The 12,456-nt window shown below is 46.8% G+C and carries 14 protein-coding genes; 2 read left to right on the plus strand and 12 right to left on the minus strand.

Translation table 11 applies throughout. The features are described 5' to 3' along the window. Positions 1-140: 140 nt before the first annotated feature. Positions 141-842 (plus strand): Crp/Fnr family transcriptional regulator, encoded by a 702-nt coding sequence (locus tag KME11_01075; GenBank protein MBW4513799.1) that lies wholly within the window; start codon positions 141-143, stop codon positions 840-842. 145 nt (positions 843-987) lie between these two features. Next, complete coding sequence (locus KME11_01080) at positions 988-1,260, plus strand: hypothetical protein (GenBank protein MBW4513800.1); 273 nt, start codon at positions 988-990, stop codon at positions 1,258-1,260. On the opposite strand, the gene urtE is transcribed toward KME11_01080, so the two are convergent. From urtE to KME11_01140, 12 genes are all read right to left on the minus strand, one after another. Further along, the gene (gene urtE, locus KME11_01085; GenBank protein MBW4513801.1) at positions 1,249-1,950 is read right to left on the minus strand and encodes an urea ABC transporter ATP-binding subunit UrtE; all 702 of its coding nucleotides are present in this window, start codon (positions 1,948-1,950) and stop codon (positions 1,249-1,251) included. The genes KME11_01080 and urtE overlap by 12 nt on opposite strands. 270 nt (positions 1,951-2,220) lie before the next feature. Further along, entirely contained in the window at positions 2,221-2,994 is a 774-nt protein-coding gene (urtD, locus tag KME11_01090; GenBank protein MBW4513802.1) for an urea ABC transporter ATP-binding protein UrtD, read from the minus strand. Between the two features lie 3 nt (positions 2,995-2,997). Next, positions 2,998-4,170, minus strand: a complete 1,173-nt coding sequence (gene urtC / locus KME11_01095) for an urea ABC transporter permease subunit UrtC (GenBank protein MBW4513803.1) — start codon at positions 4,168-4,170, stop codon at positions 2,998-3,000. A gap of 30 nt (positions 4,171-4,200) precedes the next feature. Continuing rightward, positions 4,201-5,421: an urea ABC transporter permease subunit UrtB gene (gene urtB, locus KME11_01100; GenBank protein MBW4513804.1), complete on the minus strand. Its 1,221-nt coding sequence runs from the start codon at positions 5,419-5,421 to the stop codon at positions 4,201-4,203. Between the two features lie 300 nt (positions 5,422-5,721). Next, positions 5,722-7,056: an urea ABC transporter substrate-binding protein gene (gene urtA / locus KME11_01105; protein ID MBW4513805.1), complete on the minus strand. Its 1,335-nt coding sequence runs from the start codon at positions 7,054-7,056 to the stop codon at positions 5,722-5,724. Between the two features lie 188 nt (positions 7,057-7,244). Further along, entirely contained in the window at positions 7,245-7,853 is a 609-nt protein-coding gene (ureG, locus tag KME11_01110; protein MBW4513806.1) for an urease accessory protein UreG, read from the minus strand. Positions 7,854-7,883: 30 nt separating this feature from the next. Continuing rightward, positions 7,884-8,597, minus strand: a complete 714-nt coding sequence (locus tag KME11_01115; GenBank protein ID MBW4513807.1) for an urease accessory protein UreF — start codon at positions 8,595-8,597, stop codon at positions 7,884-7,886. A 10-nt stretch (positions 8,598-8,607) separates the two neighbouring features. Further along, positions 8,608-9,054, minus strand: a complete 447-nt coding sequence (gene ureE, locus KME11_01120) for an urease accessory protein UreE (protein MBW4513808.1) — start codon at positions 9,052-9,054, stop codon at positions 8,608-8,610. After that, complete coding sequence (locus KME11_01125; protein ID MBW4513809.1) at positions 9,011-9,166, minus strand: hypothetical protein; 156 nt, start codon at positions 9,164-9,166, stop codon at positions 9,011-9,013. The genes ureE and KME11_01125 overlap by 44 nt, the downstream gene beginning before the upstream one ends. Before the next feature lie 21 nt (positions 9,167-9,187). Then, the gene (locus KME11_01130) at positions 9,188-9,292 is read right to left on the minus strand and encodes a ribbon-helix-helix domain-containing protein (GenBank protein ID MBW4513810.1); all 105 of its coding nucleotides are present in this window, start codon (positions 9,290-9,292) and stop codon (positions 9,188-9,190) included. A gap of 77 nt (positions 9,293-9,369) precedes the next feature. Then, complete coding sequence (locus KME11_01135; GenBank protein ID MBW4513811.1) at positions 9,370-9,561, minus strand: hypothetical protein; 192 nt, start codon at positions 9,559-9,561, stop codon at positions 9,370-9,372. A gap of 349 nt (positions 9,562-9,910) precedes the next feature. Next, positions 9,911-12,370: a GUN4 domain-containing protein gene (locus KME11_01140; GenBank protein MBW4513812.1), complete on the minus strand. Its 2,460-nt coding sequence runs from the start codon at positions 12,368-12,370 to the stop codon at positions 9,911-9,913. Between the last annotated feature and the right edge of the window lie 86 nt (positions 12,371-12,456).

A 12,456-nucleotide genomic window follows, 5' to 3' on the forward strand; every position in this document is an offset into this window, starting at 1 on the left:
GAGAAGTTCAATAACAGGGCTTGGAATACTAACAGCGCCTCAACTTTTCTGTTATCTTCACTCACGGGCATTGATTTCCCAACTTGCGCCCCAACTGCGCTATAACTTCGTAAGTTAAAGTCTTGCAACTCGTGCAACTCATGTCCGATCGCCCCAACACTCGTGAAAACCGCGATGTTTCGCTTATCAAGTCTGCTCCCTTCTTTGCAGACCTGAACGATGCCTCCATAGATCAAGCCACCGCCCATGCGGTGATTCGCAGCCATCCTGCAAATCAGGTGATCTTGCTGGAGAATGATTGGGGTAGCTCGGTCTACTTCATTTTGGAAGGCTGGGTGAAAATTCGCACCTATAACTTAGACGGCAAAGAAGTCACGCTTAATATTCTAGGGAAAGGCGAAGTTTTTGGTGAAATGGCTCCTCTCGATGAAGCCCCTCGCTCTACCGATGTCATGACTCTGGTACCCACCATTATTGCCAACGTTCCTGCCCAAGACTTTGTTCACCTCTTGAGCATTGAGGCACAGGCAGGCATTCGGTTGGCGAAGCTAATGGCACGAAGGCTGCGTCAGGTCAATCGGCGGCTGCGCTTGCGCGAGTCGGATAGTACGTCGCGGGTGGCAGATGTGCTGTTGTTTTTGGCAGATGGACAGGGCATTCATGGGGATCAGGGCATTGAAATTCCTAACTTGCCCCACCGCGAACTAAGTAGTCTCAGTGGCTTGGCGCGGGAAACCGTCACACGGGTGCTGAGCAAACTAGAGAAGAAGGGTTTAATCCAAAGAAATCAAGATATTCTATGCATTCCCAGTGCGGCTGCCCTAGAAAAGATCATGGTTTAGCTTTAGGATTTTTGATTTTGCTTGAGGATTTTTGATTTTGTATGATGTAGATTTTTGTACGACGTAGGTATAGATACAAATAGATGGAGACCTGGGCATTATGGAGTAGCCCAGAGGAAATTCATAGAAGAGCGAGAATGACTCCATGTTCCCTATAGTCGTCCATGAAGCAACTGTTCGCGTGTTTAACTACTATTTTGAAGGACAAATTTGCCAAGGCATGTGCTGCTTTAGGAAATTTTATAGGCTTGTAAACACCTTCAGCCGACGCGATCGCTCTCAAGCCTGTACTACAGCCCAAGCTCTGAGCCATGAAGAAGAGCAAGCCGTGATTACAGCATCCGACCAATTCTATAAAGTTTGGCTTGAAATCCGCTCTTCTGTTGAATCTGAAGAAGGATCGGTGTTAGACAGCTAAGAAACGCTGAATCACTTCATTGCTGAGTTCATGAGTTGCCCCCGAAGCCACAATGCCGCCTTTTTGCATGGCGTAATACCAATCGGCTTGCCGCACAAAGTGCAGGTGCTGTTCTACTAACAGAACTGAAATGCCAGTCGTTGCGACAATTTTTCGTACGGCAGATTCAATATCTAAAATAATAGAAGGTTGAATTCCTTCGGTCGGCTCATCTAAAACCAAGAGTTGCGGCTTACCCATCAGGGCACGAGCGATCGCCAATTGCTGCTGCTGCCCCCCGCTCAAGTCGCCGCCCATCCGTGACAACATCGTCTCGAGGACAGGGAATAGCTCAAAAATTTCGTCGGGAACGACCTGCGTATTGTGAGGGCGATCGGCTCTAGCTTCATAGCCCAACAGCAGATTCTCTTTGACCGTTAAGCGGGGAATCACCTCACGACCCTGAGGAACATAACCAATGCCAATGCGAGCCCGTTGGTCGGGGCGCTTGGCTAGAATTCCTTGCCCATTAAACACCAAATTGCCACTACGGGGTTTCAGCAAACCCATGATAGTTTTGAGCAGAGTGGTTTTCCCTACGCCATTTCGCCCAATTAGGCAGACCATTTTCCCTTTCGGTACGCTTAAATCAACATTACGAAGAATATGGCTTTCGCCGTAATAAACATTTAGCCCCGATACTTGCAGCATAGAGGCAGTATCAGCAGGAGAAGTCAGGGTGACAGAATTAAGTTGGGTCATGGTGGAGTAGAAAGAAGATGAGAACGATTTTTAAGGGGATCATTTTTGAGGAACTCTTTAATGACGCTTAGGGAGTTGCAATTAAATAACGCTCCGAACCGCCCCCTAAATCCCCCATTTTGGGGGACTTCCGAACCTTTCAAAGTCCCCCAAAATGGGGGATTTAGGGGGCTGAAAAGTCAATGCATTTCACTGGTGTTTTATTTTCACGCAACTCCCTTAGTTTAAAATCATTACCTCTTCATGTCCCGCCTCCTGTCCCAAATACACCTCAATGACTCGGGGATCGACCTGAACCTTGTCGAATGCCCCTTCGCACAGCACAGATCCTTGGTGCAAAACCGTGACCGAACCTTGGGCAATTTGGCGGACAAACTCCATATCATGTTCAATCACAATGACAGAGTGACTTTCGGCAAGTGAAAGAAGTAGCTCGCCTGTCTTTTCGGTTTCTTCATCCGTGAGTCCAGCGACAGGTTCGTCTACGAGTAACAAATCAGGAGATTGAGCCACCAACATCCCAATTTCTAACCATTGCTTTTCGCCATGGGAAAGAAGATTTGCCGACAGGTCAGATTTATGAGTTAAACCAATAGTTTGCAATAATCCAGATACCGTACGACGCTCGGCAGAGGGAACGGGTTTAAACAAGCTGCTAAACACGTCTTTTTTACGGTTGCAGGCAAGCTCCAAATTTTCGCGAGGAGTCAAGTTAAGATAAACGCGGGGAGTTTGAAACTTTCGCCCCACACCCATCCGGGCAATTTCGTGTTCAGAGCGCGATCGCAAGTTCCGCCCTTTAAATAACACTCTACCCTGAGTTGGCTTTGTCTTACCTGTAATGATATCTAGAAAAGTCGTCTTACCGGCTCCGTTAGGGCCAATAATGACCCTAAGTTCCCCTGTATCCAAACTAAAGTTCAAATTATTGAGCGCCTTGAATCCATCAAAGCTGACCGTCAAATTTTCAATCTCTAAGATTTTCTGGCTCATGGTCTAGTCCTTGAATTGACTGCGTTCATACTGGGTTTCGGGATCTTCTTCAAGGCTGGGATAGGTAACTGCTTGACGCTGTCCCTTAAGGAACTTGAACGCATTAGCACCCTCAGTTCGGAACCAGCCTAAAATGCCATTGGGCAGAAACATCACCACGACCAAGAACAACCCGCCCTGAAAGAATAACCAGATATCGGGAAATTTAATGCTCAAAAGGCTCTTAGCAAAGTTAACCACTAATGCTCCTAGAATGGCTCCGACCAGCGTTGCTCGTCCGCCCACTGCGACCCAAATCACCATTTCAATGGAAAAAGCAATGTTCATGGTTCCAGGCGAGATGATGCCAGTTTGAATGGTGTACAGTGCGCCGGATATGCCCGCCAGTGCTCCAGAAATCGCAAATACCAGCACCTTAAAGCCCGTAGGATTGTAGCCTGTGAACCTTAGCCTAGGTTCGTCATCGCGGATTGCCACTAGCAGCCGTCCGAAGCGCCCACTGGTCAACCAACGACATAAGCCATAAGCCAACACTAACAAAACGATGGTGGCGACGTAAAAATAGTATTGAGGAACAAACTTATTAACGTCGTACCCTAGCAAAGTTTTAAAGTCGGTTAACCCGTTGGTGCCGTTGAACATCTTAAGCTGACCATTAAAGAAATTAAAGAAGATAATGGTGGTCGCCTGAGTCAAAATTGAGAAATAAACGCCTCGAATTCGATTACGAAAAATTAGGTAGCCCAGAACTCCTGCCACGATTCCGGGCACCAGAAAAATGGCTAATGCAGTAAAGGGAAAAGAGGCGAAAGGTGCCCAAAACCAAGGTAGTTTTTCGACTCCATACAAAGACATGAATTCGGGCAGCGGACTGCCAGCGCTTGCTGGAATCTGCATCTTCAGATGCATGGCTAGAGCGTAACCGCCTAAGGTGAAGAGGACACCATGCCCTAAGCTGAGTAGCCCGGTGTAGCCCCAAATTAAGTCAATGCCCAACGCTACGATCGCCAATGCCAAAAACCGTCCCATTGAGTTAAGCCAAAACCCTGGCAATACTCGCGGCACAACAATGATAAAGAATAGGGCGATCGCCGCGACAATGGCGACTTCAACCCAAGGCGATCGCGCCTTCGTTTCACTAATACTGCGGCGCACCTCGGCTAGCTGCACAGACATGATGATAGTTCCTTAATAACGAGTTTGGATTTAAGCATCTACCGATCGCCCCTTTTGGGGGAACAGTCCAGCCGGACGGAATTGGAGAAATACTACAATCAAGACAAACACCAGAACGGTTGCCATGCTGGTATCGCCAAAGAAAGTAAAAAAGTCAGAAATGGGCGCAAATTGGCTGGTCAACGGCACCAAAATTTTTGCGCCAATCACATAGTTCAGAACACCGATCGTCATCGCGCCGACAATCGCACCCACCAGTTTACCAACGCCACCCACGACGACCACCATGAATGTGTTGACGATGTAAACCTGCCCTGTGTTAGGCCCTACCGATCCCAGTAGGCTAACGGCGCATCCTGCTACACCTGCCAACCCCGAACCGATGGCAAACGTTAGAGCATCTACCTTTTCAGTAGAAATTCCCAGGCAAGCACTCATTGTTCGGTTTTGAGTGACCGATCGAATGCGAAGTCCCCAAGGCGATCGCTGTAAGAACTGATAAATGCCTAGCACGCATATTACCGTCAGCACCATGATAAACATGCGGGTATAGGGCAACTGGAAATTACCCATTGGCAACCCTCCTCGCAGCCATGCAGGAGCGGTAACATCAACGTTCTGCGCCCCAAACCATGGCTTAGTCACTGCCAGTTTGTAGGTGCTGCTGAGGATAGAGCCTACTACCAGAGAGATGGCGGCTGAGAGGGGAAGCAGAAGCGCAATCGCCCCTTTACGGATGCGATCGAAGTCACGACGCTGTTTGAGCAAAGCCATGCCACCCAAAAACAGCAGGCAAAACACAACCATTCCAGCAACCATTACCCAACTAACGCTGCGCACAAACTGTTGCAAAATCAGGCTAACGCCCCAAGTTGCCAACAAAGTTTCTAGAGGTCGCCCATACAAATAGCGAATAACCCCTCGCTCTAGAATTAAACCCATCAGCGCTCCGACCAGAAACGCCGCAATGAGGGCAAAGAAAATGTAGCTGCCAAAAACATACTCCCCTACTCCAGGCAGTTGTTTGAAGGGCTTAAAAATATTTTGAACCACAAAGGTTGTGTAAGCGCCAAGCATCATTAGCTCGCCGTGAGCCATGTTGATCACGCCCATTAATCCAAAAACAATTGCCAGCCCTAACGCTGACAAAAGCAGGATCGAGCCAATGCTCAAGCCGCTGAAAATGCCATCTAAAATACTGGGTAACAAAAGTCTCTCCCTGGTTAACGCCCTGATCCAAGCATAGTTCATCCCGAGGTACTCATTCTGTGTAAAAAGCTTCTGAAGTCATTCTGAGCGATCGGCTCCTCACATTTCCAACCTCTGGCAGACGAAAGGAAAAACGCAATTCTTTGCCCATTCATCCGACTCAAGATTTTTCAAAACTTTTGGGCTAGTCGATCTGAAGTCACAACGTATCTCAAATAGTGTCACAGAACCAAAATATTGCGGTTTAATTTGCTCTACCCAGAGTAGCGGTCGTAATTCTAAAGCTGTTCTTAGAACAGCCCTAACTCTGTTCAAAGTCAAAGGCTGTCCTAGTAAATCGTTCTAGATTTTGTATTTACCTGCCGTTTCACCGCTCTTCACATCGGTCTTTGTCCAGTCGCAAGTAAAGCCCTTGGTTTCTGTGACAAATTGGTTCCAAGGAATTGGATCAACAGGCTGAGGAGTCGAGTAGACAATCTCAAACTGACCATCGTCTCTTACTTCCCCAATCCGCACTGTCTTAGAGATGTGGTGGTTATTGTTCATCTTTACAGGACCTTCAGGCGCATCAAAGGCTTGCCCATAAGCTGCTGCCCGCACTTTTTCTAAGTCGGTAGGAGAACCTGCACCGCCCGCTTTCTCAACCGCTTGTTTCCAAATGTTGACCGAAATGTATCCGGCTTCCATGGGATCGTTGGTAACGCGATCGTCGCCGTACATTTTCTTGAACGACTCCACGTACTTCTTATTCTCAGGACTGTCTACAGTCATGAAGTAGTTCCAAGCGGCATAGTGCCCTTTCAAAAACTCAACGCCGATCGCCTTCACTTCTTCTTCAGCAATACTGACCGACATCACCGGATACTTGTCAGGCCCTAAGCCTGCACCCTGCATTTGCTTAAAGAACGCTACGTTGCTGTCACCATTGAGCGTGTTATAAATCACGCCGCCATTGGGCAGAATGCTCTTAATTTTGGCAATAATCGGCGCTACCTCGACACCTCCCAAAGGCAAATAATCTTCGCCTACAGTTTTGCCTCCCTTCGCTGCTAACTGCGCTTTGATAATAGTGTTGGCAGTCCGAGGGAACACATAGTCGGAACCTACTAAATAGAAGTTCTTGCCTTTATTGTCCAGCAACCAATCTACAGAAGGTTCAATTTGTTGGTTAGGCGCTGCGCCTGTGTAAAAGATGTTTTTAGAACACTCTTGTCCTTCATACTGCACTGGGTAGTAAAGCATGTGGTTCTTTTCTTCAAACACGGGCAAAACTGCTTTACGGCTAGCCGAAGTCCAGCAGCCAAAGATCACCACAACTTGGTCTTGCTCAATCAATTTCTTCGCTTTTTCGGCAAAAGTAGGCCAGTCAGAAGCGCCATCTTCTTGAATCGCCTCAATTTTTTTACCACCCACACCACCAGCAGCGTTAATTTCTTCGATCGCTAGCAACGTAGAATCCACCACGCTCTTTTCGCTAATCGCCATCGTGCCGCTTAAAGAATGCAGCACTCCCACCTTAATGGTGTCTCCGCTGGCGGCAGCCGGTGCTGCATTTGAGCCGCTAGATGCAACGGTTTCTCCACTGGGCGCTGGGGCACAACTTTTCAACAGCAAGCTAGTGCCTAGGGCTGCAGAACCATAAATCAAAAACTTACGACGATTTAATGGGCTTGACATTTTTAATTCACCACTCCTCTCGGATAGCGCCTAATACATAAAAGTTAAACTAACCGTGATGTTAGGGCTGAGGATGAACTCATAAGTGTATAGTAAGATACATTTATGCCTTTGAGTTTGTTGAAAAATTTAAATTTTAGTAAACATTACATCTGTAGATTGATGTTCTTGCTGGAAAGTTAAGGTAATCAAGTCTTTGGGTTACCAGCGTGCAGCCGAATGAAATCAATGATTTGATTGAGCCCCTGCATAGTTTTGAGGTTAGTAAAGATAAATAACTTATCTCCTCTCATTTTTTGAGAATCATGTTTCATGATGCCTAGGTCTGCACCGACTAGAGGTGCCAAGTCAATTTTGTTAATGATAAGCAAGTCCGATTTTGTAATGCCGGGGCCGCCTTTACGAGGAATTTTATCCCCTGCGGCAACATCAATGACGTAGATCGTTAGATCGACCAACTCTGGACTGAAAGTAGAGGCAAGGTTATCACCGCCACTCTCCACAAAAACTAGATCGAGAGTAGTAAACTTTCGCTCTAATTGTTCGATCGCCACTAAATTAATTGAGGCATCTTCTCGAATTGCCGTATGAGGGCAACCTCCCGTTTCCACTCCAACAATGCGATCGCCATCCAACGCTCCATGCCGCACTAAAAACTGCGCATCTTCCTGGGTATAGATATCATTAGTGACGACAGCAATGTCAAACTCGTCTCGCATCGCTTTGCAAAGTGCCTCAACTAACGCTGTTTTGCCTGAACCGACAGGCCCGGCAATCCCAACTCGAAATGGACTCATGCCTTCCTCCAAGATTATTCCAAAGTTTTATTAGCTGCGAAACAACCGGGAATAAAGCGTTTCATGTTGCATACTGGCGATCGCCAGTCCCCAGCCACAGTTCTTTAGATTATCATCATTAGCGTTCATTGCAGTTATAGCCGTCTGTTCTAAAACTGGGTAAAGATTAAGTAACAACTGTTGCCCTTGGGTTTGCCCCAGCGGAACTAAACGAACTCCCGCATTCGCCAGATTTGAAGCCCAGCTATACAAATAACCGAGGACGGCTGTTTGTGGATCAATCTGCCAATGATGAGCCGCGATCGCAAACGCTACTGTAAAGTTACAGTTCTCTCCGCAGTCTGTAATAGTGGGTTGTAATGTGGGCTGAAGATCAATTAATAAACGAGTTAGCGATCGCCCCATTTGCCAACTTTGTCGCCGCATTTCTTCTGTTTCTCGAAACGCCGAAAGCCAGTTGTTCCAGTGCTTTAGCCGATCGCGATCGCCATTCTCCACACAGACATAAGCCCTGAGTAAAACGATCGCTTCAACTGAAATCGCCCCATACTTTAGCTCTTGTTGCAACCAATCCTCTAGCGTTGCCAAATCTTCAACCTTACCGTTCTGCACCAAAGTTTCAATGCCTTCCGAGTAGCTGTAAGCCCCAACGGGTAAAGCTGGACTGACAAATTGTAAAAGTGCTAAGAGCGCGCTCTTCGAGATACCCGCAAGGGGTCGCCCATTTTCTATATTTGTTTGCATATCTAAATTACTAATGGTCATGGCTTTGAGCATGACTATATGCTCCCGTCTCTGGTTGAAATGGCAAAATCTCTTCTATCACTTGCGCTCCCAATTGCTCTAGCATAGATTTAAGAACTGAATCAGGCGAGAGTCGTAAATGAGTTGCAGTAACTTCTAGGGGAACATGACGATTGCCAAGATGGTAGGCGGCTTTGAGCAATTCTAGGGGCGTTTTGGCGGTCACAGTGATGACAGGTTCAGGCTTGGCGATAATCTGCACCAGTTCGCCCGATTCTGCTTTAAGTAAATCATTGTGATGAAGAACCGTTCCTCTGGGTAGTTGTAAGGAAAAAGATTGACCGTCAGACTCGAAATGATGGCGCGATCGCACTCGATCTTCGGCGGTGAGTGCCAGTGTAAAGCTGATTTTTTCAGTTACATTTGGTGGTATTTTTTGAGTCAAAATCATGTTCATTTGAATTCGTTAACTTAGCAAAAACAGCTTGTTCTTCTTCTTCTGTTGCAAAGTCTTCTGCATCTGCTTCAATGATTCCTTGGCGGATTTCCTCCATCTGCCACTGATGCATTTCCAGGTAAAAATTAATGCTTCATTGAGATACATAGCTTCTATCGCGCTCCATCCCAGCGGCGATCGCTTCCAGTGCCGATCGCTTCTCACTGTCAATCCGAAAGGTGATGTTTTCCTTCGCCATATCCTCGACCTAATCTACAAGACTTTAATCTTTATTATGCCTTGCAGCGCAATACGCGAGAAGATTCAGATGCATTTTTATTTAGCCCGTTGCTTTGCCCGCTGAACTTCGGGTAACTTATCGAGATCTTCAAGTGAGTTTAACTTGGGTCTAGGATCAGCATGAAAGCGATCGACCAATGCGTAAAACCCTTCTTGATCTTCTGGGTGAGAGATTACGTAAGCTCGTAAGTCAGCTTGGCTCATTGCTTCAAAGTTTAGTTGGCTCATAGGAATAAAGGATTTCCATTAGGGAGTATTTCTGCTTGAGTCTCTTCACCAGCCAATATATAAATGTTACCTGTTCGCTCGTCCAGGCGCACTACATAAATGGGTAAAAGCAGTCCAGTTAATTGTTGACAGATACGAAAACACGTTAGCGCTTGGGCTAAAGTTGGCAAAGGCGGGTTTTTCATTCAATTATGCACCACAAAGACTCCGAATACATTAGCCCAGAAACCTTACTCGCTGCTAGATTGAGTCGGTGCCAGGTAACGGATCGCTGAAAGGAAGGGAATTAACGTGAAAGAGAAGTGTTTACAAGCTTTGAAAAATGGCTAGGACTGTGATGCGCTACAGTTCACAAGTCTTTGTGCAAGAGAAGAGAACAACACAAAACTCTACATAATGCACCTAATGCATCCAAAGTCGGAACCATTCCTTGGGAGGTCAAAAAAGATGGGTTGATTTGTTCATAACTGAGCCACTCATTGTTTCTTCTCCAGCCAACGCGATCGCCAAACTCTTCCCAGATTTCGTCTTCAGGATCTTCGCCGTCTAGCTTACCACCACAAGCCACATAGATATCCTTCTGCACACTAAACCCAAAGTGACCCTTACTGAAATCAACCCATAGCTTATCGATCGCCCTCAACTCCTCACAAGGAAAATTCAAAAGTTCCTCTGACGTGAAGTGTTGCCCCACCTCCTTACCTACCGTTGTAATCATCAACCTGTAGGTTTCCTCATCTGCCTCTTTCCACTGCTGCCCAGTCAGCAATACCTCTAACTTCTGATACCGTGAGTCTTGCACCGTTTGTTTCAACGCTGTCAATTCCCGCTCTACATCTGCCTTCAGTTGAGAATCCACCTGCTTACTCGTCGCCTGCAAACAAGTATAGGCAAGATCTGTTGCGCCAAGGCTCATTGCTTTTCTGATCAGCGTCGAGGGTTTCTTAATTTGCGCCGCATATAGCAAAATTGTTTGCCTCCACCAGTCATCGGCAAAGTACTTGTACAGTAGTTGTTCCTGGTTTTGTTGCGCAATTTGTGTTGCTGCCAAATATTCTTGAAAACTCAGGTGGGCAAATTCGTATTCTTCTTCCCGCTTCACCAGCAGTTCGCTAATCTGTTCCACCTGCTCTAGAAACTCGGTTGCCTCAACGGTTTCTGCTTGAGCTTGCAAATATTGCGCCAACAGTTGCAGTAGGTCATGGCGCTCTAGCCGTTCTTGCCGCTGTTTCATCATCTCTAGCGCCAGCATTTGTAAAATCACCTGTGCCTCGCATTGAGTCAACAACGTTTCTAGCTTGCGGGCATTAGGACGATCTTTGAGTTGCAACCGACAAATTTCCTCATACAGGTTGACGCAGCGCTTCGGTAAGTCTGCACCCGGATACTGCCGATGAAACCGCAGCATCATATTCAGTAGCAGTGGATTTTTTGCCAAATCACGAAGCTGAAGTTCCTTTCGGTCTTCAATTTGTGCCAACAATTCAGTTGTGGCTTGCAGGGCTAGTTGGCGCACACTGGGGGTATCACGCCCTCCGTGGTTATAGCGCTCTTGGCACAAATACCAGCGTTCTACAAAATCTTTGCGCTGGTCGGCATTAAACTCTTGCACCCACAGTAAGGTGTCCAGTTCCAAACGTTCCCCCGTCTGCTCTTTATAAGCTTTGGGACGCGAAGTGACAATAAATACTGATTTTGGGTATTGCTGCATTTGCTGATTGATCCACTCTGACACTGCTGGACGTTGCAGCTTTGCCACCTCATCAAAACCATCTAACATCACGAGCATTTTCCCAGATCTAAGCTTTGCCTGTACCCAAGCAGTCGGTAAGGCATCGCCATCTGGCAGGTTAGCAGCATGATGAGTAGCAATCAGTTCAGGCAAACTCGGTGGCTCTGGTTGCGTCAACAACTCTCGATGTTTTCGCAGCGGCAAAAACACCGGAATACGAGGCGGCACATCATAGCGACTCTGCTGTCGAGAACTGTAAATGTAGGCAATATGCTTGAGCAATGTCGTTTTACCATAACCACCCCACGCCAAAACCACCAGTTGCCGACAGTTCCGTACCGTATCTGCTCGTGCTAAAAAATCCCAAATACTGAGTCCATTAGACAGGCAGCGTTCCAGATCAGAGGGAGTAAATCCGGGAAACATGGCGCTGGTGGATAGCGCTAAGGGCACAAACACCTCTTCAAGCAGAGTTGTAAAAATGCCTTCTTGCTGAGGGATGCCTTCCGATCGCATATCTTCAACGGCATAGCGTTGGCTGTCTAGATATCGCTCCTCAATCTCTTGATCGGATAATCCTTCAGGTTGGCTTGGTTTGGGTAAGCTCGATAGAGATTTGTTAGCAGGTAAAAGCAAGTTAACTGCTGCTAGAATTCCTTGGGCAATGTCATACAAAGCTTCAGCTTGATTGCTCCAACAGGTCACAGGAACCAAGTCTTTCGGATAGGCTTGCAGCGTATTGTAAATCGATTGTTTCCACAAACAAGGCTCTAGTAAAACAGGAATTACACAGGCTTCTCCTGCTTCGTGACGCTCCATTGCGCGAGGATATTCCACCTTCATGCAAAAGTCTGAACTTAAAAAGTTGGGGCTAATCAGTAGCAGAATAATGTCGGCAGCGTTAAGGCGATCGTCAATAACATTTGCCCATTGGCTACCCGCAGGAATTTGGCGATCGCACCAAGTCACCGCTATTTGCTGATGTTCCAGAATCTTCAATTGTTTTGCTAACTGATTTCGCAACTCTTCATCAGCATGAGCATAGGAAAAAAAGATACCGATCGGCTGTTCTGCCATTCTCAACCTCGTTTTGCGATCGCCCCATCTAAATCAATAAAACTAAACAAAAAAGAGAGGCTGTAGGACTATCCCACAACCTCTCT

The organism is Timaviella obliquedivisa GSE-PSE-MK23-08B (assembly GCA_019358855.1).
Lineage (GTDB): Bacteria > Cyanobacteriota > Cyanobacteriia > Elainellales > Elainellaceae > Timaviella > Timaviella obliquedivisa.

Bases quoted from the DNA above. Each gene is read 5' to 3' on its own strand.
- KME11_01080 (MBW4513800.1), top strand. From the start codon at position 988: ATGTTCCCTATAGTCGTCCATGAAGCAACTGTTCGCGTGTTTAACTAC.
- KME11_01130 (MBW4513810.1), bottom strand. From the start codon at position 9,292: ATGGCGAAGGAAAACATCACCTTTCGGATTGACAGTGAGAAGCGATCG.
- KME11_01125 (MBW4513809.1), bottom strand. From the start codon at position 9,166: ATGCATCAGTGGCAGATGGAGGAAATCCGCCAAGGAATCATTGAAGCA.
- KME11_01115 (MBW4513807.1), bottom strand. From the start codon at position 8,597: ATGCAAACAAATATAGAAAATGGGCGACCCCTTGCGGGTATCTCGAAG.
- urtC (MBW4513803.1), bottom strand. From the start codon at position 4,170: ATGTCTGTGCAGCTAGCCGAGGTGCGCCGCAGTATTAGTGAAACGAAG.
- urtE (MBW4513801.1), bottom strand. From the start codon at position 1,950: ATGCTGCAAGTATCGGGGCTAAATGTTTATTACGGCGAAAGCCATATT.
- KME11_01135 (MBW4513811.1), bottom strand. From the start codon at position 9,561: ATGAGCCAACTAAACTTTGAAGCAATGAGCCAAGCTGACTTACGAGCT.
- urtA (MBW4513805.1), bottom strand. From the start codon at position 7,056: ATGTCAAGCCCATTAAATCGTCGTAAGTTTTTGATTTATGGTTCTGCA.
- KME11_01075 (MBW4513799.1), top strand. From the start codon at position 141: ATGTCCGATCGCCCCAACACTCGTGAAAACCGCGATGTTTCGCTTATC.
- ureE (MBW4513808.1), bottom strand. From the start codon at position 9,054: ATGAACATGATTTTGACTCAAAAAATACCACCAAATGTAACTGAAAAA.
- urtD (MBW4513802.1), bottom strand. From the start codon at position 2,994: ATGAGCCAGAAAATCTTAGAGATTGAAAATTTGACGGTCAGCTTTGAT.
- urtB (MBW4513804.1), bottom strand. From the start codon at position 5,421: ATGAACTATGCTTGGATCAGGGCGTTAACCAGGGAGAGACTTTTGTTA.
- ureG (MBW4513806.1), bottom strand. From the start codon at position 7,853: ATGAGTCCATTTCGAGTTGGGATTGCCGGGCCTGTCGGTTCAGGCAAA.
- KME11_01140 (MBW4513812.1), bottom strand. From the start codon at position 12,370: ATGGCAGAACAGCCGATCGGTATCTTTTTTTCCTATGCTCATGCTGAT.